Annotated in this window: 21 protein-coding genes; 10 read left to right on the top strand and 11 right to left on the bottom strand. The window is 44.1% G+C overall.

Translation table 11 applies throughout. The features are described from left to right. Window positions 1-62: 62 nt before the first annotated feature. The 6 genes from ACEN2L_RS01240 to ACEN2L_RS01265 form a co-directional block, all read right to left on the bottom strand. On the bottom strand, window positions 63-725 hold the full coding sequence (locus tag ACEN2L_RS01240) for an ATP-binding cassette domain-containing protein (protein WP_441741416.1): 663 nt from the start codon (window positions 723-725) through the stop codon (window positions 63-65). Continuing rightward, window positions 709-2,340, bottom strand: a complete 1,632-nt coding sequence (locus ACEN2L_RS01245; protein ID WP_441741417.1) for an ABC transporter permease subunit — start codon at window positions 2,338-2,340, stop codon at window positions 709-711. Before ACEN2L_RS01245 ends, ACEN2L_RS01240 begins: the two co-directional genes overlap by 17 nt. Then, window positions 2,316-3,509, bottom strand: coding sequence for an ABC transporter substrate-binding protein (locus tag ACEN2L_RS01250; RefSeq protein ID WP_441741418.1), 1,194 nt, complete (start codon window positions 3,507-3,509; stop codon window positions 2,316-2,318). Before ACEN2L_RS01250 ends, ACEN2L_RS01245 begins: the two co-directional genes overlap by 25 nt. After that, entirely contained in the window at window positions 3,490-4,368 is an 879-nt protein-coding gene (locus ACEN2L_RS01255) for a DUF547 domain-containing protein (protein WP_441741419.1), read from the bottom strand. Before ACEN2L_RS01255 ends, ACEN2L_RS01250 begins: the two co-directional genes overlap by 20 nt. An 87-nt stretch (window positions 4,369-4,455) precedes the next feature. Next, the gene (locus ACEN2L_RS01260; protein ID WP_441741420.1) at window positions 4,456-6,597 is read right to left on the bottom strand and encodes an FAD-dependent oxidoreductase; all 2,142 of its coding nucleotides are present in this window, start codon (window positions 6,595-6,597) and stop codon (window positions 4,456-4,458) included. Window positions 6,598-6,604: 7 nt separating this feature from the next. After that, on the bottom strand, window positions 6,605-8,956 hold the full coding sequence (locus ACEN2L_RS01265) for a TonB-dependent receptor (protein WP_441741421.1): 2,352 nt from the start codon (window positions 8,954-8,956) through the stop codon (window positions 6,605-6,607). 264 nt (window positions 8,957-9,220) lie between these two features. On the opposite strand from ACEN2L_RS01265, the gene ACEN2L_RS01270 reads away from it, so the two are divergent. Together ACEN2L_RS01270 and ACEN2L_RS01275 are read left to right on the top strand one after the other, a co-directional pair. Then, window positions 9,221-10,780 (top strand): ATP-binding protein, encoded by a 1,560-nt coding sequence (locus tag ACEN2L_RS01270; RefSeq protein WP_441741422.1) that lies wholly within the window; start codon window positions 9,221-9,223, stop codon window positions 10,778-10,780. Continuing rightward, window positions 10,777-11,457: a response regulator transcription factor gene (locus ACEN2L_RS01275; RefSeq protein ID WP_306024234.1), complete on the top strand. Its 681-nt coding sequence runs from the start codon at window positions 10,777-10,779 to the stop codon at window positions 11,455-11,457. Before ACEN2L_RS01270 ends, ACEN2L_RS01275 begins: the two co-directional genes overlap by 4 nt. A gap of 4 nt (window positions 11,458-11,461) precedes the next feature. Here the strand turns inward: ACEN2L_RS01275 and ACEN2L_RS01280 are convergent, their stop codons facing one another. Beyond that, window positions 11,462-12,325, bottom strand: coding sequence for a delta-class carbonic anhydrase (locus ACEN2L_RS01280; RefSeq protein WP_441741423.1), 864 nt, complete (start codon window positions 12,323-12,325; stop codon window positions 11,462-11,464). A gap of 156 nt (window positions 12,326-12,481) precedes the next feature. Next, window positions 12,482-13,153 (bottom strand): OmpW/AlkL family protein, encoded by a 672-nt coding sequence (locus ACEN2L_RS01285; RefSeq protein ID WP_441741424.1) that lies wholly within the window; start codon window positions 13,151-13,153, stop codon window positions 12,482-12,484. 337 nt (window positions 13,154-13,490) lie between these two features. Here ACEN2L_RS01285 and ACEN2L_RS01290 point away from each other — a divergent pair, with 337 nt between their 5' ends. From ACEN2L_RS01290 to ACEN2L_RS01305, 4 genes are all read left to right on the top strand, one after another. Next, on the top strand, window positions 13,491-13,913 hold the full coding sequence (locus ACEN2L_RS01290; protein ID WP_441741425.1) for a hypothetical protein: 423 nt from the start codon (window positions 13,491-13,493) through the stop codon (window positions 13,911-13,913). A 175-nt stretch (window positions 13,914-14,088) separates the two neighbouring features. Further along, window positions 14,089-14,772: a haloacid dehalogenase type II gene (locus tag ACEN2L_RS01295; protein WP_441741426.1), complete on the top strand. Its 684-nt coding sequence runs from the start codon at window positions 14,089-14,091 to the stop codon at window positions 14,770-14,772. Between the two features lie 646 nt (window positions 14,773-15,418). Then, complete coding sequence (locus ACEN2L_RS01300; RefSeq protein WP_441741427.1) at window positions 15,419-16,522, top strand: NADH:flavin oxidoreductase; 1,104 nt, start codon at window positions 15,419-15,421, stop codon at window positions 16,520-16,522. A 23-nt stretch (window positions 16,523-16,545) separates the two neighbouring features. After that, a complete protein-coding gene (locus ACEN2L_RS01305) occupies window positions 16,546-17,748 on the top strand; it encodes an MFS transporter (RefSeq protein WP_306024239.1) in 1,203 nt (400 codons plus the stop codon). A 72-nt stretch (window positions 17,749-17,820) separates the two neighbouring features. On the opposite strand, the gene ACEN2L_RS01310 is transcribed toward ACEN2L_RS01305, so the two are convergent. The 3 genes from ACEN2L_RS01310 to ACEN2L_RS01320 form a co-directional block, all read right to left on the bottom strand. Next, window positions 17,821-18,762 (bottom strand): carbohydrate kinase family protein, encoded by a 942-nt coding sequence (locus tag ACEN2L_RS01310; protein WP_441741428.1) that lies wholly within the window; start codon window positions 18,760-18,762, stop codon window positions 17,821-17,823. Window positions 18,763-19,261: 499 nt separating this feature from the next. Further along, entirely contained in the window at window positions 19,262-19,936 is a 675-nt protein-coding gene (locus ACEN2L_RS01315) for an HAD family hydrolase (protein ID WP_441741429.1), read from the bottom strand. A gap of 264 nt (window positions 19,937-20,200) precedes the next feature. Further along, complete coding sequence (locus ACEN2L_RS01320; protein WP_441741430.1) at window positions 20,201-21,094, bottom strand: LysR family transcriptional regulator; 894 nt, start codon at window positions 21,092-21,094, stop codon at window positions 20,201-20,203. Between the two features lie 120 nt (window positions 21,095-21,214). On the opposite strand from ACEN2L_RS01320, the gene ACEN2L_RS01325 reads away from it, so the two are divergent. From ACEN2L_RS01325 to ACEN2L_RS01340, 4 genes are all read left to right on the top strand, one after another. Continuing rightward, the gene (locus ACEN2L_RS01325; RefSeq protein WP_441741431.1) at window positions 21,215-21,862 is read left to right on the top strand and encodes a DsbA family protein; all 648 of its coding nucleotides are present in this window, start codon (window positions 21,215-21,217) and stop codon (window positions 21,860-21,862) included. 51 nt (window positions 21,863-21,913) lie between these two features. Beyond that, complete coding sequence (locus tag ACEN2L_RS01330; protein WP_441741432.1) at window positions 21,914-22,507, top strand: malonic semialdehyde reductase; 594 nt, start codon at window positions 21,914-21,916, stop codon at window positions 22,505-22,507. Between the two features lie 116 nt (window positions 22,508-22,623). Beyond that, entirely contained in the window at window positions 22,624-23,508 is an 885-nt protein-coding gene (locus ACEN2L_RS01335; protein ID WP_441741433.1) for an MBL fold metallo-hydrolase, read from the top strand. An 80-nt stretch (window positions 23,509-23,588) separates the two neighbouring features. Beyond that, window positions 23,589-24,065 carry a nuclear transport factor 2 family protein gene (locus ACEN2L_RS01340; RefSeq protein WP_441741434.1) on the top strand — a complete coding sequence of 159 codons (477 nt, stop codon included), beginning with the start codon at window positions 23,589-23,591 and terminating at the stop codon, window positions 24,063-24,065. Window positions 24,066-24,411 lie beyond the last annotated feature (346 nt).

Below are 24,411 nucleotides of genomic sequence, written 5' to 3' on the forward strand. Positions count from 1 at the left end.
ATCGCCATTATGATATTTTCGATAGCAAACAACAAAGGTTACTAACACACCCCGTTTTTACCTTATGCGCGGCGATAATACTGTGCCAAATCAAGGTGCTGCGCGTGTGCCGGAATAGCATTAATATCATGACTGACCATGATGCTGGGTACGCCCTTTGAGCGTAAATGATGAAATGCCCACTCACTCACTTGTGCCGACGTATTTGGGTCGAGCGCAGAAAAAGGCTCATCCATTAATAGCGCCTGCGGCTCATTCGCCAATGCTCTTATTAAGCCCACACGAGAGCGCTCACCACCACTTAGCTGTTCAGAGGTATGGCGCGCAAGGTGTGCCATATCTATACTTTCTAACATGGCTAAAGCTTGCGCTTTTCGTTGGTGTTTAGTGGGGTTTTTAGCACCCCACATGCCCCCATCGGCCGGCAAGGCAAAGCAGATATTGTCGAGCACATTTAAATGCGGAAAAAGCAGCACATCTTGCATTAACAGGCCGATGCGACGCTGTTCGATTTTAAGTGAGTTTTGTTGCACGTTGTTTAGGCTAATCGTACCGCTGATATTAACATGTTGCACAACATCGCCGAGTAACCAATGTAACAATGTAGATTTCCCTATCCCGCTTGGCCCAGTGATCACGCATAACTCACCACTTGCGATGGCAATATTAGGCAATGCAATCAGCCAATCATCAGCGCTAATTTGACAATCAGTGATATGTAACATTAACACTCCCTCGCAGTCGATGTGCCACGATACTGGCAATTAAAAATACCATAAATGGCAATACCGCCTGCACCAAGATATATACAGCGGTGATGCCTTGTTCATTACCTGAGGCAATCGCCACCGCCTCGGTGGTAATTGTCACCACCCTACCCGCGCCTATCATTAGGGTTGAGATGTATTGAGCCATGCTGACAGAAAACGCAATGGCAAAGGCACTCAATAAAGCAGGGCTCAATAATCTAAAGCGAATTAACCACCAGCGCTGCCAATAACTAAAACCAAAACTAGCGGCAAGCAGCTCGTAGCGGCGATCGATGCTTTGAAAAGGCCCCCGTAGAACCAAGTAACTATACGCAAAGGTGAAAGGTACATGTGCTAACACTACCCACGACATGCCATAGCCGCCCGAAAAAGCCGTGTGAGCGATTTGCCAACCATATACCATGCTAAGTTGTGGCAATAAAATGGCCATTAACCACAGATAATCAGGCAGGTACGTTTGTTTTTGCTGTTGTAATTCAAGAGCTAGCAAGCTAACGCCCACCCCGACCCCGCTGCTGATCAAACCTATGACTAAACTGTTAAAAAGCGGCGTTTGCAAAAAAAACCACTCAGCCTGCCAGAGAGTAAATGACAAGTCAGCGCTACTAATGTGGCTCTGACTATTCCAGCCTACTGACCATAAAAAAAAGGTCACTAAAATGGCAATACTTAGCACACTAAAAGAAACTAACCAGTACGAAAACAGTCGCCCTAAATTAGCCATTTTAAGCCTATGCGCCATCACCCCGTGATAATGTATGCGTTTTACTGCAAGCCATTCATGCAAGTAAATTGCCGCCACCAATACCCCTAGCAACAACAGTAAGACAAGATTGGCGATAAACGCTTGTGATTGTTCGATTGCGCTGAAACCCGTTTGCCAGTGATATAACACTACAGCATACAACTGCGGAATATTGGGGCCAACCAAGAGGCTGATATCCAATACCGACAAGCAATACGCCATGGCCGCTAACAAGGCCAAACGCGACTGTTTGAGTAGGGCTGGAAAAACCAATAACCACCAACTAGCGGCTTCACTGTGGCCCAAGGCTCTGCCTTGGAGCAACCAACTTTTGATGGGTAGTTGCCGGCCTAAGGCGCCAAATATCAATAAAAAGAAAGGAACTTCTTTAATCGTTAAGGCCAACATCATCGTTAAGAGACTTTTGCGCGGTAAGCTTAGCCACTCAGGCACAGCAATGCTGTTCCACAAAAGGCCGCCTGAACTAAACAAATATACCAAGCCCAGCGCAACAGCCAAATGCGGCAAAGACAGCAAAGGGCTCAGCCGTTTTTCAAGTGACTGCCAAGCGGGGCTAAACCGATATTGGCTGTACACCAAAAAAGCCACGTACCATGCGATCACCGGAGCGGCTAAGGACAGAAAAAGACTATTTAAAATCGACGTAGTTAAACCATTGTATTCAACAAAACGCGAGACATCGTGCCAAGACAGTTCAACACGTGGCCACAAGCCCAGAGTAAGACCAAAGACTGGTAAGCCTGCTATACACATTACAAGCAAGCCACTGCTGTAAAAAGCTAGGCGCCGTAGCGTTGTTGCCATAAAGCTTCTATCACTTGCTGCCAAGAGCTATGCAATTCTTGCTGTGCAGGGAGGGTAGCGGCCTCATCAACCAAGGCCTTGATCACGGCGGGATCGCCCCACTCTCCTGTTAATTTTTGGGTTTGGGCAAATTCACTTAATAAAAAATCAATCACTACCATAGCGGCTTCTGGGCTTTGTGCGCCTTTGGGGATGGCTAAATTATGGCTATTGGTAATGGCACCTAGGCTAAACACCAGACGCTGTGCTGATTGCGGGATCTTATTGGCGCTTTGCTCTTTGAACAATTGATTAGGGTTAAAGCTCACGGCCATGACTAACTGGTTTTGCTGAAATAAACTAAGCTGCTCGGTATTCGAGCTTGGAAATGCGTTGCCCTGTTGCCAAGTTAGCGGATGTAACTGTTCTAGATAAGCCCATAACACAGGCAATAGCTCAGTTTGCGCAGCGTCTGTGACGGGAGCATATAAACGTTTATCACTGTGAGTCAATGCCACCAATAACTGTTTTAAAAACGTTGTGCCGTGAAACTCAGGCGGGCGTGGGTAGCTAATACGACCAGGATATTGCTTCGCTGCAGCTAACAAAGTGCTTGGTGTAACTGTGGCCTCATTAAACACCCCTGACTGCGCAATAAGATTGAACTGCCCCACGCCCCAAGGCACCTCAAAACCGTCTATCGGTACACCAAAGTCACTGTCTAGCGGCAGTTGTTCATTGGCAAGCAAGTTTGTATTGGGTATGCGCGAATTTAACTCCCCTAACAGTAAATTTTGTTCTTTGAGGTAACTGAAATTTTCGCCGTTAACCCACAACAGATCGATAGCGCTTTTCCCTCCATCTTCTGCCTTTAAACGGCTGAGAGCTTCAGTAATATCTGCAACCTTTACGTGCTGTAAACGTATCTTATATCGGCTGGCGATTTCTTTACTGGCCCAGCGCAAATAATCGTTCACTGGCTTTGCGCCGCCCCAGGCATAAAAATACACCGTTTGACCTTGCGCTTTCTTCAGGATTTGTTGCCATTGTACCTGGGATGCTGTGGCTTGCTGAGCGGTTACCGCAGAGGCAAAGCCTACGTAGAACATGAGTATTACGAGCACGCAAGGTGGCAATACGGGAAGACTGCGCGAAGTTAAGCCCACCAAACTAAAAATTTGCCACATCATTTAAACGCCAATCATAATCTTTGAACATGATAGGAAAGTCATCCTGCTTGATAACATTGCGCTGTGCTTGTTGATCATTGTCACCTTGCACTAGGGCATCAATGTAGTAAGTTAATACCTCATAAAGCGAATCAAAACCGCCATCACCTTTTTCGAAATCTTCTTGATACCACTTAAAAATTGACGACAAATAAACCTTGCCGCTCTGCCCCTGGGTGATGATTTCGTTACGGCTGTTATCCGCTAAAAACAAACGCATTTGACTGTCTAGTTGCTCATCTAAGTCATCAGCCACAAATGCGTCATTTCGCAGCGGAGGGCACGAGACTGCCGCACATACCAAGGCCGCATGAATACGTGGTTCTTTAAACCATTTACGAATCATTTCGTGCTCAATGTCGTCTAAGTTGTGTTTTTTCCCTAGCATATTGAAAAAGTTAAGCTTCCAAGGCGAGCTAAACAAACTCCCTAAATCACGGATTGAGTCGACCTTACCTAATTTAAAATCAGACCAGTTATCGACAATCAGTTGCAACGTAAAAAAGTTGTAGGCGTTGATTAAAAAACTCAGTTGTTGCGCTTCGCTCCAGCCATCAAACTGTGCTTGGGTAACCGACGAAAACCGGCTCTGGACCGCACTCATCGTTGGCTGTTTAATCACTAACTGCTGATAGTCAACACGGGTTTGTTTTTTGTTTGGCGAATAATGCACTGCGTCTTTTAGCAAGGCATCGTATTGTGTATAGGCATGATCAAAGTCCGTCACCGCAAGTGATGTAAACGGCAAAATCAGCATCATACAGGCCAGTGCAGCGCCCCTTTTAATACGGCTGTAAATTCGACCTACTTGAGTATTCATACTATTCCTCGTTACTTTGTACGCAAACGCCAGAGGCTGAACAACAGCCTCTTTATGCTACAAAAAGTGCTGATGTGGGCGCAAGATTTAGTGCCTACGCCAAGTGTGGAATTGCTCGACAAAGGCCAGTAATTTTTGCGGCGCGTGGTCTTTCTTCCAGTTACCCGCCACATTTTTATTGGCTTCAGCCATCGTAGGGTAAATATGGATCGTCCCCAGTAATTTGTTTAGGCCTAAACCGTGTTTCATGGCTAAGACAAATTCAGCTAACAACTCACCGGCATTCGCGCCCACAATAGTCGCCCCCAAGATGGTATCTTTGCCCGGTTTGGTCAGGACTTTGACAAACCCCCTAGCGTGATCGTCAGCTAAAGCACGGTCTAAGCCACCAATATCATAACGGGTCACTTCTACCTCAACACCTTGTTGCTTAGCGGAATTTTCATTGAGCCCGACGGTAGCAATTTCAGGCTCAGCAAAGGTAGCCCAAGGTATCACGCTATAGTCTACTTTGAAGGTTTTAAACGGCCTAAACAAGGCATTAACCGCCGCATACCACGCTTGATGACTGGCGGTATGAGTAAATTGATAGGGTCCTGCAACATCACCCGCAGCCAAAATATTTGGGTACTTAGTTTGCAGCAGCTCATTAGTAATAACGGTGCGGTCGGTTTCAATACCCAATTTTTCTAAACCAAAACCGCTCAGGTTGGCTTGACGCCCTACTGCCACTAATATTTTATCAAAAGCGATACGCTCTCGTTTGCCATCATGCTCTACCACTAACACATTGCCATCAGTGCTTGTTTCAACGGCCATGGCATTGGTATTAAGCCGTAAATCTACGCCGTCTTTTTCTAGCTGAATTTGCAAGTAAAGGGCTGCATCGGGATCTTCTTTGCTTAATATCTGTTCGCTTTTTTCGATTTGCGTCACTTGCGTGCCTAGTCGGGCAAAGGCTTGCGACAATTCACAGCCAATTGGCCCACCACCAAGCACAATCAAACGCTTAGGTTGCTCGCGAATTTCCCACAAATTATCTGCGCTTAGATAGTCGATATCTTTTAAACCAGGAATATTCGGTATAAAAGCGCGCGCGCCAGTTGCAATCACAATATTGCGGGTGGTAAGTGATTGCACGCCGTCTGCGGTTTGAATATCCACCTGCCACGGCGATACGATAGTGGCGGTGCCAATTGCAACATGAACCCCTAGCGATTCATAGCGTTCAACTGAATCATGAGGCTCTATGGCTTTAATCACACTGTGCACTTTATTCATCACTGCGGCAAAGTCGACCTTAGGAGGCGCGTAGTTTACCCCCGCATTTTGGGAGATGTGATGGATATGCGCCAATTTGCTGGCATGTAATAGGCTTTTTGAAGGCACACAACCGGTATTTAAACAGTCACCTCCCATTTTGTGTTTTTCAACCAGCGTAACCTTGGCTTTTACCGCAGCAGCAATATAGGCCGTCACCAACCCCGCCGCTCCCGCACCAATAACCACAAGATTACGATCGAATTGTTTTGGTTTTTTCCAACCTTTATAGACTCGACGTTGCTGCAGTGCACTGAGCATGAACTTAGCTAAAATCGGGAAAATCCCCAACAGCACAAAAGAGAGAATGAGATCACCCGAAACAATGTCAGACAACTGGTTAATTTCAACTAACTGTGTACCCGCGTTAACGTAAACAGCAGTCCCAATCAACATACCGAGTTGGCTTACCCAATAGTAGGTCCAGGTTTTAATGCTGGTAACACCCATCACTAAATTAATGATGAAAAAAGGAAAAAGCGGCACTAAACGCAAGCTGAGTAAATAGAATGCACCGTCTCGTTCGATGCCTTGGTCGATGGATTCTAACTTTTTAGAAAAGGTACTTTTAACCCAATCTCGCAATAAAAAACGCGAAGCTAAAAAGGCCAAGGTAGCGCCAATACTCGAGGCAAAAGACGCTAATAACAGGCCCCAGCCAAAACCGAACAATGCGCCAGCTCCCAAGGTGAGGATGGCCGCGCCAGGTACACTTAATGCCGTGGCGCTGGCATAGATCAAAAGGTACACAACAAAGGCCACCAGCCAATTAGCCTCTATGGTTTCAGCCAAGGCTTGCTGGTTGTTTTTAAGACTTTCAAGGGTTAAATATTGGTTGATATCAAACACAAAAAAACTGGCGACTAGGGCAGCGATGATGAGGGCAACGATGATTCTTTTACTGTTCATGTGACGTTTATGCCTTAAAATGGTAGGTGTAGCTTAACTGAACATGGCGCGGCAGTTCAGGAAAAACCAAAGTAGAGCCAAAATAGCCGCCTTCAAACACCGGGCGCCAGTTTTTCTCATCAGTGATATTACTCACTTCTAAGCGCACACTCGAACGATCGGTTAACTGCAAACTGGTATTCACATTAATGGTGATTTGGTCTCGAATTAACACCGTAGCCAAATAATCCAGTGGGTAAGATTTGCTGTATATCGCTGAGCCCGCCACATTCCAGTTATCAAAAACGTGCCAGCCCGCATTGGCCGATATTGTTTGCTGTGGAATACCTTGAACCCGCTGATTAGAAGGCGCGAAGCCTGCAAAATTAGGCGCACCAAGGCCAGTGCCATTTATGATATCAGGTCGTGAATTATCAAAAGCATCTGCCACTTGTTGTGAATCTTGGGCACTTGCCGATTCATCAAAACGTGCATCGATATAGCTGTAACCTAGATTTGCCCACAACACTTCACCCTGATAATACATTTGCGCTTCGAAGCCTTTAGCGACGATACCGGTGTTGCTACCATCGCGATTACGTAAACTGCGAGTTTGCTCAAATACTGAGGCATCGGCATACCAAGGCGAGGCACTTGGTGCGTATTTAAGCCCTAACTCATACAATACATTTTCTGTTGCAAAGTTGAGCGGGTTTATTTTATTGCCTGCTCCGAGTACGGTGCCACCTCCCATACTATTAGACGTGGCTTCATTATAGCTATACGTCGCGTAACTGACCGTCTCGCTGTTAAGTGTAAAACGGGCACTTAAAGAGCCAGAATACAGCCATTGACTGAAACTGTCGGAGGCAGCAAGTTGCCCCAAAGGAGCAATCGCATCACGGGCGCTTACATCATAATAATCAGCGCGCACCCCCACTGTTGTGCTTAACCTATCGTTCCAGTCGCTGTCTTGCTGAGCAAATAAGCCCGTTTGCCACGTGGTAGAGTCGGTGGTGTCTGACAAAGAAAAATCTAAACTGCCGTCACCGTCTACATCATAGTTAGCGCCAGGTGAAACAAACACACCGGGACGAAGTTCAACTAGGCGGGCTTTTTGCGAATTGGTCAGAGCGATCCTACGCTGTGCTAGGTCGCCCAAAAGATCGATGGGCAAGTCGGCTTCAGTCGTGAACTGGCTGTAACCCAATACATCGTTGAAGCGGATATCCAAGCCCCATGTGGTTTGCTGAGCTTCGCTCCATACAGAATTAATTTCGATGCGGTTTTGCGCTGATTTGGCGCCATCGATAATTTCTACAAAACTATTTTGTGCAATTTCTTCACGATCAAGATATTGAAAATAGCTACGATTGGTAAGGGTATGTTGGGCATTAAGTTGCCGCTCATAAGTACTATGCAGTATATACGTTTGGGCATTATTAATGTTGTCAGGGTCGGTTAATACGGCGCTGCGGGGTATTGTCACTTCACCCGTGGGTGATACCACAGCAAAAGGCCCTGGCACCAGTGAGCCATTCGGTTGCACGCCCTGCCCCGTAATGTACAGGCCATGATCAATTAAGTTTTGTGTGGGTCGGTTGATACCCGCGTTATCGGTAAAATCCACATCAAAATATTCAACGCTGATATCCCAACTTGATTGATTGTCAGGCAACAGCCGATAAGCAAGATATAAGTCTTCACTTTGGTATTGGCTAAAGTCATAGTAGCTGTTGTTATCAATCAATTCTGCGCTGACTCGAAAACCACTTTTCCCTTCATCAATAGCGGTATTAACATCAAGTTGGCCGCGATAATGCGCCCAGCTGCCGGCACTTGCTTGAAACTTGAGGTCTGTTCCAGATAATGTCGCAACTTTATTAGTTAGGTTAACAAAACCACCGTTTCGCTGAGAAGTGCCAAGCATCACCGAGGGAGAGCCTTTCACCACATCAAGCTGGCTCACACTATTAAATGATAAGGGGATACCAAACCCATTGTTGCCGGCTTGGCGACGCATACCTTGTTGAAACACTTCGCCTAACTGACCGCGAATGGTAGGCAAACTGGGGGTACCAAAACCTGTGGCTGCGTAAGTATTGGGTACTAAGGTCAGAACATCTTGTAAATCATTGATAGATAATTTTTCTAACATGTCGCTGGAAATCGCGGTTAGCGTACGAGCAATATCTGTTACGCCTTTATCTTTACCAAAAGGCCCGTCGACCACGGCATCTTTTGGCGACATAAAAAAAGCAGACTGATTTGAACCGCTAACGGTGACTCGCTCAATGGTACTGGCTTGTTCTTGTGCAACAACATTCATTGCCACGCTTAAGCTGCTCAAAATAAATAAGCTGCTTGGTAAAATCGACATGTTTTTTTCCTTTATTTGTGTTTCTGCACTTAGAGACCTAACGATGGCAAATTTTATTACAGGGAAGTTGTGACTTATTCGCGCTTGTTACTCACCACTACCTAAAATGACAATTGCTATTTGCGGAGCAGCGCATGATTCGGCCGATTAATACGAGGGCCAATATTCAATTTGCTGATTTTATTAGGGAATTATGGTTGCAAAATACCGTATTTACGTTAGAAATACTGATGTTACCCTTTGCACGGACTTTTATCCTAAAAAATGTATAAACGAAAACTCTTTTATTTTGGATTAACTACTGCGCTTATTTTGATTTTGGCTCTTACGTTTACCGCTGTTTTAGCTCACTTGACCCGCGCAAATTTAAACCAGAGCAATATTGCTCAATCATTATTGGTAGAACATGAGAAGCTCTCTAGTATTTCTTATCGTTTATTCAAACAACTTACTGATGAGCTCATTTTCGGCAACAATGCCAATCAAGCCTTTGTGCGCAACAAGCAAGCGCTAATTGAAAAATCAATTGAAAACATTCGTCAGTTAGAACTAGAACAGCGCGAAGCCCTTGGGATCAAGTTTACCCAAGGCACTGTTGAAGACACCGATGAACTTGAAAACATCATTAACAGTATTGTTGAGGAATTTCGCACCCTCGTGCTCAATGGCAATGCCACTCCGCTTAGTCAGCAAGAAGGCTTACGGAGCTTGCTAGAAGTCACCATTGATAATCAATTTAGAGAAGCGATCAATTCAGCGGTAAATAGGCAGAGCCGTGTGGTTTCTGCTATTAACGCCAGAATTGACACCTTGAACACCGCCATTGTCTGGTTTGCACTGGGCTTGGGGGCGCTTTCTATTCCACTAATTATTTATGGGTGTTATTGGCTGTTTAACCAATTATACCAACCCTTAATTTTAATTCGCGGCGCCACCGACGCGATGATTGCAGGCCATTACGATACGCCTATTTCAACAAAATTAGACGATGAATTTGAAGGACTCGCACGTTCAATCAATCAGCTCGCTGCACGATTACGTGAACATGAACACAGTGAGACCAAATCACGCAAACACCTTGAATTTGAAGTAGAGCAACGCACCCGAGATTTAACCCAGGCCAATTTAAAACTCACCAATATTGACTCGCGCCGTCGTCAGTTTATCGCTGATGTATCGCACGAACTGCGCACTCCGCTGACGATTATTCGTGGCGAGGCGCAAGTGACGCTGAGGCTACAAGCCGCCTCTGAAGCAGACTACAAAGAAACCCTTACGGTTATTTTGGAACAGTCAATTAACCTCAGTCGTTTGGTCGATGATTTATTGCTGCTCACCCGTGCGGAAATGAATCAATTACATTTAGAGTTTATTGCCACCGACATTCAGCCTTTCTTACGCGCCGAAGTGAGTAAATGGCAACGTAGATATGAAAATCGGGATATTGAATTGCACATTGATGGCAAGGTCAAGCATGCCATGGTCATGATTGATAAACCCCGCATGCAGCAAGTTGTGTCGATATTAATGGATAACGCCACGAAATATTCGCCTGCTACTAGCGCAGTTAAGGTGAATGTTGAAATCATCAAAGACAGTGTACTCATTCATATTCGTGATTTTGGTGAAGGCATTTCGGCCACTGAGATTGAAAACATCTTTGAACGCTTTGTGCGGTTTAGTAAGCACAGTGAAGGCCTTGGCCTTGGCTTGCCCATTGCCAAAGCGATTGTTGAGGCACATGACGGACACATTACGGTTGAATCATTACCGAGTGAAGGCTCAATTTTTTCGATTACATTACCTCTAGAGCATACTAAATGAACATTTTGTTAGCCGATGACGAAAAACCCCTGTTGCATTTTTTGGCAAAAGGATTACGAGCAGAAGGTTACGAGTGTGCTGAAGTGAACGAGCTGCACGAGGTCTTACCTTGGATCCGTAAACATGCCCCAAAGGTCGTGGTGTTAGATAGACTCTTTGGCTCTCAGGACAGCGTAACTATTTTAGGTGCGATTAAAGCCTTGCCAAATGCCCCCATGGTGCTCATGCTGACTGCGCTTGATGAAGTTAGCGAAAGGGTAGCAGGGCTGCAAAAAGGCGCTGATGACTATTTGTGCAAGCCCTTTGATTTTGATGAGTTATTGGCTCGTATTAAAGCGCTCAGCAGACGCAGTGACCCCGCTGTGCCAACTCAACAAACCAGTTTACATTTTGGCTCATTAACTCTGGCCCTCGACCAACGTATTGCCTTACTAAATGATGTTGAGTTGAGTGTGACAAAAATAGAATTTGAACTGTTGTTATATTTAATCGAAAACAAACAAAAAGTGTTATCCCGTGAACGGATATTAAGCAGGGTGTGGCAAACTCAGAGCGATCCTAATACCAATATTGTTGATGTGTATATTAGTCGACTAAGGCGTAAATTGGAGGGTGACCCAAAGATCACCATCCAAACACTACGAGGCAATGGTTATCGCCTCGGTTTTCGCGAATAAATACCTATAAAATAGGCGATAATAAGTTGGGGTTGATAACGAGATTACGCACGCCGTGTGCATGATCTTCTTTAAATTCGTTATCGTTACACCAATCAGCAACCGAGTTGATATCGACCACAGCAACCTCTGGTCTTACACTCCAGCTTACTTGCAACGGAGACGCTTTTTCGTTGTAGCTAGGACCAGTCGTTGAGCCTAAATACTCAACAGGTTTACCCGTATTAGTTGGTACGTTTGGCGCTTGATAATAACCATTCACACTTTTTACTTCAGCCAATTCTTTAAAGTTCATCGCCTTGTCATCGTTGGCCAATACGATCACTTGCCCTTCTACCCGAAGTCCTGGGTTCATGGTGCTTTCTGCTAAACAGGCGCCAAGAGTTGGACCCGGCGTAACTTGAGCCGATGAATAAACAAAGTGCACCTCTAAGGTATCACCTGATTGCAAGGCGTGGCCTTTGGCTGCGCACACATGCGCGTTAACAGGCTTGAGCTGCGCTTTGCTTAACTTACCGTTATAAACAAAACCTGTATCAGTACCATTGCCGTCCCCGTTACCTGCATAGGTGGTAAATTCACCACCACGATGCTCAGCGTTTTTGTGAAAATGAATATTACACAAATTCATGTCAGCCCGATTTGGAGCCGTGCCAAAAACACGCAAATTGGTACCATAATCTTGGTCGATATCACGGGGGGATTGTGGTCCGTAACCTTTACCTTCGGTGTTTTCTTGTAAAGCAGCGCGCTGTTTTTCAACCACACTGTCACTAACCGATTTGGCTAACACGGTTTGAGACAATGCCAAGCTTGTGGCTAAGGTGATGATTACGGCATTGTTTTTATTGAAAAATTTATTGTTCATATCGTTTCTCTCAATGTTATAGAGTTTAATGCCAACAAGATAAAGCGTTATCTCGTGTGCAATGTAAAACTCACTCTTTATTGAAGGTATCGAGCAAGCAAGGGCGTTGCTGTGCTACTGATCACCTCATTGTAAAACTGGCTACAGTGGTAATGATTAAAAACGGTAGCCAAGTGAAAGGGTGTAAACCCAAGGATCAATCTGGATATCATCAACGGAACCGTCAGTACCATTTAGTGTAAAGCTGGCACGGGTATCAATATCAATCCAACGAACAGCAGCATTAACGAACCACTTATCAGTGAGTAAATAATCAGCGCCCACTTGCGCGGCTAAGCCAAATGAATTGTCTAATGACAAGTCGCTTAAACCAGCAGCATCATTGGCAGGTGTGAATTTTTCGTCAAAAATGAAGGTGTAGTTAAGTCCTGCGCCAACATAAGGCTGAAGCTGAGTTGTGGCATCGTTAAAATAATAATTAACAAAAACCGTTGGAGGTAAATGCGCTACGTCACCGAGTTTGTCACCGGTGCCTAGCGGGTCACTCACTCCAAAATTGACTTGATGTTTAAATGGTGTTGCAGCAAGTACTTCAACATTCATCCTGTCGCTGAAAAAGTAAGCTACCGTCAGACCTAGTTGGGTGTTGTTCTCAATACTAAGGTCAACGCCCAAGTCGCTTGCTACCACAATATTAGAAGTAGAATCGTTGGGGCTCACTACCGCTAAACCACCACGTAATAAAATATCACCTTTTTCGAACGCAAGCACAGAATGCGCTGCAGTCAGAGAAGCAAGAGAAAACAGGGTATAACCGATTTTTTTCATAAAACTCTCTTAATAGTGTTAATTGACTAAAAGAGAGCTTATAGAAGCAACCTAAAAAAGACTTAACGTGAACATTAAAATTAGATTAAAAGCCCTAGACGTACTGACGCGCACTTAACAAGTCGCCGTTAAATGCATCAACATTACCCCCGTATGTCGTTCATCGCCGATATAGGGCATTTATCGCAACTTACAGAAAAATAAAGGTTTTTGTGCAAGAAAATGCAAAAACTACGGTCTGTGATATGACTACCCTTAGGTAGTTTTACTGATAAAAGTGAATCATCAGATTAACGATTCACTCTCCCCCAGCGCAAATGAAAATTAAAGAATTAAAATGAGTGACGTTTTACCACAAGATGTTCGAAGCCGCTTACAGTGGTCTTTGTTATCATTGCGGGTCGGTGTTTTTATTGTGATGTTTGTATGGACACTGGATAAGTTTATTAATCCAGGCCACAGCATAAAAATTTTTGAAAAATTTTATGCCATTGCTGGTCTAGGTGAAAACATGGCTTATGTAATGGGCGCATTGCAGCTTATCTTAGTGAGCGCATTTTTATTAGGGGTGAAAAAACGTTTAACGTATGGACTCGTCTTTTTACTGCATGGTGGTTCAACACTCTCCGCCTTCAATCAATATTTTGACGCATTTAATCATTTACTCTTTTTTGCCGCATGGCCGATGTGGGCCGCCTGTTTTGCTTTGTATCTATTACGCGATGCAGACACCAAATTTACCTTAGGAACCAACTGGTAGCAGTTATAAACTTAGCAAACAAGACGGCTGATACAATACATACACCGGCTGTCATCATTATGCAGGTGTTCAAGCAACGAGTTTAACGAATAAGGAACCCAAGATGCACACCCTAAAGCCAACACGTTTATTAACGTATTTTAGTTTATTCATTTTATTATCAGGAGCCGCTTTTATGTCTCAAGCTAGTACTAAACCTAAGGTAATCGTTTTTGACGTCAATGAAACACTGCTTGACCTTGAAACCATGCGCAGGTCTATAGGCGACGCATTGGGCGGTAAAGATGGGCTGACCACACTGTGGTTTTCAACCATGCTTCATCATTCACTAGTGACGACTGTGAGCGGTGATTATCAAGATTTTGGTAAAATAGGCGTGGCTGCACTGATGATGGTGGCGCAAAATGAAGGAATTAGCATCACGCAAGAACAAGCCGTTATCGCCATCAAAACACCTTTATTATCCCTACCCGCTCACCCTGACGTTAAACCGGGTTTAGCTGCTCTCAAAGCTAAGGGCTACACCTTGGTAAGTTTAACTAACTCGTCAAATGAAGGGGTACAAACCCAGTTTGCCAATGCGGGCCTAACTGACTTTTTTGAGCAACGCATGAGTATTGAAGATATCAAAGTCTACAAGCCAGATTTGCGCGCTTACGCCTGGGCGTTAAAAAAATTGGGCATCAAACCTGAAGATGCCTTGATGGTTGCAGCACATGGATGGGATGTTGCAGGAGCCAAAGCAGCGGGTATGCAAACCGCTTTTGTCGCTCGCCCTGGTAAAGCACTTTATCCGCTCGCACCACAGCCCGATTATGTGGTTAAGGATCTCAATGAATTAGTCGCGCTTTTAGAATAAATGGGCGGCGTAGCCAAGAATGAAAAAATGCTTAAGATTAGCGTAAGCATTTTATTTGTGTTTATACCCGCCGCCCCACCAATATTGTTGTCAACACAGCGTCATGAAATTCAAAAAATCTGACAAATTTTCCCTTATCTAATACATAAGTCGAACACTAAAGATTGGCGTAACGATTGCCACTTTTAATTTGCCCAATATAGTCTGCATCAAATCGTTGGCCGCTCGTTAATTTTACTTTAATGCGGGTATCGCCGTTTCTAAACAGCTATTGTCGCATCTAAAACGGTCTGCCAGTGCCCCGTGGGTAACAAAAAATTTAAATACGCCAAGACGACCAACAAGGTGTACCCGTTTTTTTCATCATGGCTTGCTGCCTTTTAAAAAGTTTGCCCCTTTGGCAGTGTGGGGATCGTACCTAGATATTTCATACGGCATATTTCAATGACGTTTTTGATAAGTATCTATAAATATTTGAAAGGTAGTTGTGCCACAAGTTTGTGTATCATTGAAAAGTGAATTAGTCATATAAATATTAGCTTTGCGGGAAACCATCCCAGACCAATAATAGTATTGGTTTAGCCCAATGGTCACTTCAGGCAGTTGAGTCAAATCAGTACATTCAATTTTTAAAAAAGGTAAACACGTGAGTAAAAATGTAAATGCGCTTTTTAATCCCTTTAATCATAAAGGTTTATCTCTAAGTAATCGCATCGTGATGGCGCCGATGACCAGAGAATTTTCGCCTGGCGGCGTTGCAACGAACGATGTTGCTGACTATTACCGTCGACGCGCAGAAGGCGGCACCGGTTTAATTATTACTGAAGGCACAACCATTAACGATCCTGTGGCAACGATGAGTGAGCGCATTCCGCAAATTCATGGCGAAGCGTCGTTAGCTGGATGGAAAAAAGTCGTTGAAGCGGTACACGGCGCTGGTGGGAAAATCATGCCGCAGTTGTGGCACGTAGGCATGGCGCGCTCACCTAAAAAAGCCCCTTTTCCAGATTTACCTAGTGTAGGGCCCTCTGGCTTATTGGCACCAGGCAAACAAGTGGCCGAGCCAATGACAGCAGAACAAATTGAAGTTGCTATCAATGGTTTTGCCACCGCCGCAGCCGATGCCATGCGTATTGGCTTTGATGGTGTTGAAATCCATGGCGCTCATGGCTACCTCGTTGACCAGTTTTTTTGGAGTGGTACCAATCAACGTACGGATGAATGGGGCGGTAGCATGGCAAACCGTGGGCGTTTTGCTGTTGAAATTATTAAACGCATTCGCGCAGCAACCTCGCCTGACTTTCCGATTATTTTGCGTTATTCCCAATGGAAACAACAAGATTACAGTGCAAAATTAGCTGACACCCCGCAGCTACTAGAAGCGTTTTTGTTGCCCCTAAGCGAAGCAGGTGTGGATATTTTCCATTGTTCAACTCGCCGCTACTGGGAAAGTGAATTCGACGGCGAAGGCCTCAACTTAGCAGGCTGGACGAAGAAGATCACTGGCAAACCGACTATCACCGTGGGCTCGGTTGGCTTAAACGAAGACTTCTTCAGCGCTTTTGCAGGCAAAGGCTCTAGCACGCGCTCAATTGATGATTTAATTGAGCGTATGGACAAAGGCGAATTTGACTTGGTTGCAGTAGGACGTGCCTTGTTGCAAGACCCCAATTGGGCCAATAAAATTCACCAGGGCCAACTACAAGAGCTTGAGCAATACTCAGGTGAAGCGCTAGCAACCTTGTCTTAAACATAAGAGAAATCTGCGGACCTATGAACGACTCCCATGCTGCCAATGCGCTCGCTAAACGTACACTGTTACTGGCATCAGCAGCAATGGGGTTTGCTCAAACCGTATTGTTCGCCATCCTCGCGCCACTTGGACGTGAAATAGGCTTGGTAGAGGTACAAATAGGCGCAATCATTTCTGCTTCATCACTCACACTTTTTTTGGTCAGCCCTCTGTGGGGAAGGGCTAGCGACGTGTGGGGCAGAAGAAAAATCCTGTTAATAGGTTTGTTTGGTTATTCTGTAGGCACCATGTTATTTGCCGGGGTGTTTCAAGCCGCCTTACTGGGATACCTTATTCCCTTAACCGCACTGGTATTTCTGATCATTACTCGAGTCGCCAATGCAGTGGTGATGGCTGCAGTCACGCCTTCCGCCAATGCGTACATGGCTGACATCACCAGTGTAGCTGACCGCATAAAAGGTATGGGTGCTATCGGCGCGGCAGGGAATATCGGTTCAATATTAGGGCCTGCGGTGGGCGGATTGCTAGCAGGTATCAGTTTGCTCACACCTTTGTACTTCTCGGTTCTATTAACATTGGCTGCAGCTATATTGACCGTGTATGCATTACCAGAAATCGCCAAACCTAAGGTCATTCGCAAGCAAGCCAGGCTCAAATACACCGATCCAAGGATATTTCCACTCGTGGTTGCGGGGGTATTTTTATTTATGGGCTTTGCCATTGTGCAACAAACCATTGCATTTCGCTTTCAAGATATACTGGGTCTTGATGGTACTCAAACGGCTAAAATTGTAGGTTTTAGTTTAATGCTGTCAGCCGCGGCCGCCCTATTTGTACAATTAATAGTGATCCCTCGCTTACACGTTAGGCCTTTTGTATTACTCCGTATTTCAATGCCCATGATGATGATCGCATTTGCAATGATGGCAATTGGTGAGACCGAGTTATTCTTTACCCTTGCGATGGGCATTTTAGGTTTAGGCTTAGGGCTTGCAGGCCCAGGTTTTATGGCGGGTGCATCGGTTGCTGTGTCGTCAGAAGAGCAAGGCGCCGTTGCTGGAGTGGCAGGCTCTTGTCCACCACTGGGTTTTACCGTAGGCCCTATACTGGGCACTTACTTGTACTCAATTGATGGTGCACTGCCCTACTGGTTTGCTTTTGTTAGCTACGTTGTCCTGTTTTTATTTACCCTTAAATTTAAAGACAGGCCAAACCCTGCCTAATAACAAAAAAACCGACATCAGTCGGTTTTTTAGTGTGTCACTTACGCCGTGTTTAGCGCGACTTTTACCCTATTAAAGGGCTTTAATAACCGCTTCAACTTCTTCGCAGGTAGGAGGATTACAGCCAACGGTTGCCACATTTAAACTTGCTGCAACTGCGCCAAAACGCAAGGCATCACTGAGTTTTTCAGTAGACGCCTTGGGGGATAGTGCATCAGCCTTCAGCAATCTTGCAATCAAGGCCGAGAAATAGGTGTCTCCAGCACCAACCGTATCGCCAAATACCTCGGGCACATGCACAGCCTGTTTCAGGTTATGTTCACTGGTAATAAGATGCGAACCGCCTTCGCCTAAGGTCAATACCACCATACCGTTTTGCATTCTGTCTAACATGGCTTTGGCATGAAATTCAGGTCTGCCATATAAGCCTTTCAATTCAAGATCTTCATCACTGACTTTAACAATGTCGGCAAACTCAACAAAACGCCAAATGGCTGCCACGTATTGTTGATGGTTGGTTTCAACGCCTTTGCGTACATTGACGTCAATACTGATTTTAACACCACGAGATTTGAGTTTGATAACCACCGGAATAAGTACTTCCAGCATTTCTGGCACGAGCGCCAAAGAGCCAGTATGGAATACATCAATATCAACTGGCAACATGGCTAACAAGGCATCTGCAGTAATATCAAGGTCAGCTACACCCTTACGATACAAACGATAACTCGGTTTTCCCTCAGCATCTTTGTAAACCAAGGCCAGAGAAGAGTTTTTTTCAGAACGATTATTGGGAGGAACTTTAACGCCATCTTTTAATACTGAGGCGTATATTTGTTGACCCATAAAATCAGTAGAAATAGGTGACAAATACGTACAATCAATACCCTGCTTTACAAAACTTCTGGCAACGTTAAAGGGCGAACCGCCAATAAAAGGTAAATACGAACCATCTTGCTGTTGAATCATATCGATTAAGGCTTCACCAAATACGGCAACTTTTGGGCTTGTCATGTAAACTCCTGAAATATTAACGCTAGCACCCTCGACGGTTAGGCACTGAATCTTGTTGGGACACTAATTTATTGATTAAACGTACACCGATCATCTTAATTCTAGCTAAAAGTTCGATTTTACGTGGCAGATTATGCACAATTTTACGCCCTTGTTATTAACAGTTTTGTCAGATTATTTTTGCGGGACTGACTTATAACGAATAATTAGGACACTAAAAGCTTTCAGCTTGACATAATATAACGCTAAATCCTTTAATAAATAACAAAACTTTATTAATTATTAAGTCAGGCTTATTTATGTGGTTCTTTTAATCCACTCAGCAAAAAAACACAAACGTTATGGGACCTGTTAAAACTGATTGTCAAATGACGCTCCGTGCTCTAGCAAAACAGCACATTGTGCTGGTTAAAATTCAAGTTACATTGCATAACAATGAGCGTTTTGCATACAGAGTGGCGATTCAGCCATAGAAAGCTTAGATATTACTCGTCAATTACTACTCGTTAAAAATGATTGACGGTAGCAGTTTGGGTATATCCCGCCAATGTTTAAATGTAAAATAGTCAGTTGCTTCAGCCTTTGCAATTGCATCAGAGTTAAGTAAGTGGCTACCGCCCGTATAACGACAAACTGTCATCCCTGCGGCTTTTGCAGCTTGAATACCCGATAAAGAGTCTTCAAAAACTAAACACTTTTCAGGTGCTACGCCCATAGATTTTGCGGCATGTAAAAAAAGATCAGGGGCAGGTTTACCGTTTTTCACCTCAGATGTTGTATAAACATTCGTGGTAAAATACCTATCCAATGAGGTAATACTGAGTGCTTTTACTGTTCGGGGTCGACTACTACTCGTAGCTAAGCAAAAATTGACTTTCAGGTGTTCTAAAAGCCAAATAATATCAGGTGTGGTAACCAGGTCTCGCTCAAAATCTTGCAACAAAATATCGCGATAAGTTATTTCAAAGTCGTTTGGCAAAGCGATCTGGAAATCAGCAAAGAGTTTTTCCTTTACGTGAGAAAAACTCCGTCCTAAAAAGTGTTGCATAAAGTAAGTGTCGTCAATATTGATACCTAGCTTGGGCAATTCGATTTGCAGTGTTTTTTTACTCATAATCTCGCTGTCGATGAGCACACCATCACAATCAAAAATAATAAGGTCTATTGATGTCATATCACATAAATCTCGCACTACTTACTTTACTCAAGGACTTAAAAGCGTATTAGAAGAAGAGGGCAAAGAGGATTGCCAATTACAAAAAAACCAAGTGCCAAGGTGAAGTTCACTAAATGATCAAGTAAAGAATACCTGAGAATAAACCATAAAGCTGCTTTATGAGCAAACGAAAATCCGGAGAAAGCCACCACTATTTTTGCTAATTAGCGGGTTAATAGACGCAGGTTATCTGATGCAAAACCTTACTTTAAACGACATGGCTTAAGTTTCAACTTGCTTAAAATACTCAACCAAACGGTCGAGTAACTTTCTGATGGCGATAGATTGATGTTTTCGCGAGCGGTATATCGCGTAAATACCTAATGAATTCGGTTCATAGTTAGGTAATACGTGCACCAGCTTTCTCTCTTTGATTAACGGCTGCACTGCATAGTGGGGTTGTAACGAAATGCCCCTCCCTTTGAGAACAGAGTGCAACAATAACATGGATTCATTTGCGCTGTAATTACCGGACACGGCTGCCACAACAGCTTGTTCATCTTTGGTAAAATGCCACAAGCTTTTGCCAAAATTGGAATAAATGAGACAGTTATGCTTAACGAGATCATCTGGGTACACGGGATGCCCATTTTGTTTTAAATACTCCTCAGTGGCACATAATATCGAGCGGCAGCGTCCTAAATGCCGCGCAATAATATTAGGATCGAGATCATTGGTTATCCGTATCGCCAAATCTATTCGATCTTCAACCAAATTAGTCACCTGATTGCTGACATGAATATCTATGTGCACTTTTTGGTAGTCATCTAAAAAGCGGTCCACCACGCGAGGAAGCAATTCACCAGCAACAAACTGTGAACAGGCAATGCGAATAGTTCCCTCGGGCTGGGCCTCATGATCTTGCTCAATTGGCATTGATACCTCTTGGGCAAAACTCAATAAAGAGCGACAAGTAACAAAGGCTTTTTCTCCTGCCGCGGTAAGGGTAAGTTTTCGCGTAGAACGGTGTAAGAGTTGTGCATCAGCCCAGTTTTCCATCTCATTGAGATAGCGAGTTACCATTGAGCGGGACATATCCAACGCTTGAGCGGCCCCTACCATACTGCCTTGCTCTACTATGCTAACAAAGACCTGCGCCGCGGTAATTCTGTCCATTATTCACCCTATATGTTCGATATATGCAACTAACCATTAACCAAACTAGGATTTATTGCAAGGTTTTTGCAATTTAGACTTAACTCATTATTTAAAGCAGAGCGTAAACAGGAAGGTAAAATGAAGACCTTACACTTTATTTTGGATCCACAATGCGGATGGTGTTATGCCGCCGCCCCATTAATTGATGCTCTCATTGAGCGCTCAGATATCGACATTAACATGCATGGCGGTGGACTATTTTCAGGTACGAATAAACGCATATTATCGGCGGATTTTCATCAACAAATTATGGCGATGGACCAAAGGATCACAACGCTAACGGGCCAGATATTCAGTCAAACTTACTATGCCAACATACTGGCAGATAAGCACCGTATTGTTGATTCGGATATTCCGACTACCGCGCTATTAGCTGCCCGCTCAATTGGTATAAACCCAATAACGATGTTACATAAAATACAAATCGCCCAGTTTGTAAAGGGACGTTCTCAGTCTGACATCGCCAATTTGACTGCTATTGCCGCAGAGCTTGGCGCAAGCACCTCTGCATTTTTAAAGGCTTTCACAGACTTCAGTGGCACAAAAACAGCACAACATATTGCTCAATCTCGACATATGCTGGAATTAGTTGCAGGAAACGGATTCCCAACACTGGCATTTGAGCACGCAGATGGTGCCTTTACTAAATTAGATCACAGCGCTTACTACGGTCAGCCCCAGCAATGGGTGAAATATGTTGAGCGCGTAATGAAGACCATTGCATAAAACTAATTTTTACAGTTACAAATAATTTTACGACACAAAGTGGAGAGTAACATGAACAGTAAAATAGATAGCAAAGCACAAGCGCAGTTGTTTAGCGACGCACGCACATTTAATGCATTTTTAAACAAACCAGTGCCTGATGAACTCATTCAAGAGTTATATGACTTAATGAAATGGGCCCCCACATCGATGAATTGCCAGCCAGGCTATTACGTCGTGGTTAGGAGCACTGAGGCCAAAGAAAAGTTAAAGAAAGCTTTGGCACCGGGTAATCAAGAAAAAACCATGGCCGCGCCAGCGACGGTCATTATTGCCTCGGATACGCAGTTTTATAATAACTTGCCAAAGCTATTCCCTGCAAACCCAGGAGCCAAAGATATGTTTGCCAATAATGAAGTCATGCGCGAAACCACTGCTTTTAGAAATTCCACCTTACAAGGTGCTTATTTTATCATGGCCGCCCGCAGTCTTGGTTTAGATTGCAGCCCCATGAGCGGCTTTGACAATAAGGTGCTTGATGACGCTTTCTTCGCAGATGGACGTTACAAGTCAAACTTTATTATCAATATTGGCTACGGTGACGCTTCAAAAAATTACCCACGAGGGCCTCGCCTCAGCTTTGAAGACGTGGTTAAGATTTTTTAACCGGTACAACCTAACCGCCATCGGTATCAGCAGCCATGGCGTGTTTGGTCTAACACTTATTTTTGCAAGCCCTAGCCGTTAGGGCACCACCTTCAATCAACACGACAGAGATTAAGATGACATTTTTAGTAAAATTAATTCAGGCAGGAGCCCTATCTTCACTCCTACTTTCATCAGCTAACGCAGTAAGTGCAACACTTCAAACTACGGTATTTAATCCTCAAGAAAAAAGTACTTTCCCAGTCAGCTCCGTGCTGATAACTGGCCCTACTGAGGCCATCTTAGTTGACGCTCAATTTCAGCGAAATGATGCTCAAACCTTAGTCGACATGATTAAACAATCAGGCAAAAAGTTAACCACTATTTATATTAGCCATGGCGATCCCGATTTCTACTTTGGTTTGGATGTCATTACCACTGCCTACCCCAAAGCCAAAGTGCTGGCCTCAGCCAAGACTCAAGCCTATATCAAAGCGTCTATGGAGCCTAAAAAGGCCTATTGGAGTCCCATTTTAAAAGACAACGCGCCGCAAGCACTAGTTGTACCTGAGGTATTAAAGGGCGACACCTTAATGGTAGATGGTGAGGAAGTTAACATCCTAGGACTTGAAGGACACGACCCCAAGCACACTTTCGTGTACATCCCTTCCACTCGAACAGTCTTGGGTGGTGTTGTAATATTCGGCAATATGCATGTTTTCTTGGCTGATTCACAAACACCAGATTCACGGCAACGTTGGTACAAAACCTTAGAAGTGATCGAGCAACTCGAGCCAACAACAGTTATTCCTGGTCACTTTTTAGGCGACAAACCCATGACGATTCAATCAGCTCATTTTACCCGCCACTATATCCAAGATTTTGAAAAAGTCGCCAAAGTATCAAGCAACTCTGCCGAGTTAATCGCTAAGATGAAAGCACGGTACCCCGATGTGGGTAGCGACAGTATATTAACTTTAAGCGCAAAAGTGATAATGGGCGAAATGAAGTGGGGCCAATAACCAGCTGTTTAAAGTGATGCTGACGTTTCGAACTGTTTAGCTCGAAACGTTCTTCTACCCATCCGCTATGGAGAAATTTAATGAAACCGCTACTGATTTTATCAAAGGCAGTAATTGTGCTTTGTTTATTGCAAGCATGCACAATTCAAGCAAATACAGAGGCTAATACCATGACTAATCTTGATATTGTAAAAAGCACTTATGAAGGAAGTACTTCAGAAGAAAATGGCAAGAATCTAAAGCGTTACATTACAAATGAAACTCGCTGGACTGAAGCCGCCGGATTTCCTTATGCCGGAACCTATCAGGGTATTGAACAGATTGAACGCAACGTATTTGCTCGTTTAGCCAGTGAATGGAATGACTACAACTTTGCAGTAGAAGACTATGTGGCTAACGGCGATAAAGTCGTTGCTTTTGGCACTTATAGTGGTACATATAAGGCCACAGGCATATCTTTCAAAGCCAGAGTCGCGCATTTATGGCAACTTAAAGACAGCAAAATAGTCAGTTTTGAACAGTTTGTTGACAGTAAAACCGTGACCGATGCGATGTGACGCAACTTCAACTCCAACTTTCATCAAGTTGAGCACTACCAAAATATCACGAATTACATTGAATTAAGTGTCATCATTGAGACGCGAAACGCCTTTCGGGTTTACCACTCAGACAAGCGACCGCCATGGAGGGCAAACGAAGCAGTTAATACAAAAGCAGTTTTCGAGATGTGAATTAGATTGCAGATCATAAACGTGTAGATGTAACTTCCGCTGCCTACCCATCTACACTCGCTTTCCTACTGGCAAAAATAACCGACTGAGCCAAGTTAATTGTTTATTTGATACGTTTATTACCGCAGTCTTGATTCAAAAAATAGTGCTCCTACGAAAACGGGGCAGTCAG

The sequence above is a fragment of the Flavobacterium sp. W21_SRS_FM6 genome (assembly GCF_052119645.1).
Classification (GTDB): Bacteria; Pseudomonadota; Gammaproteobacteria; order Enterobacterales; family Alteromonadaceae; genus Paraglaciecola.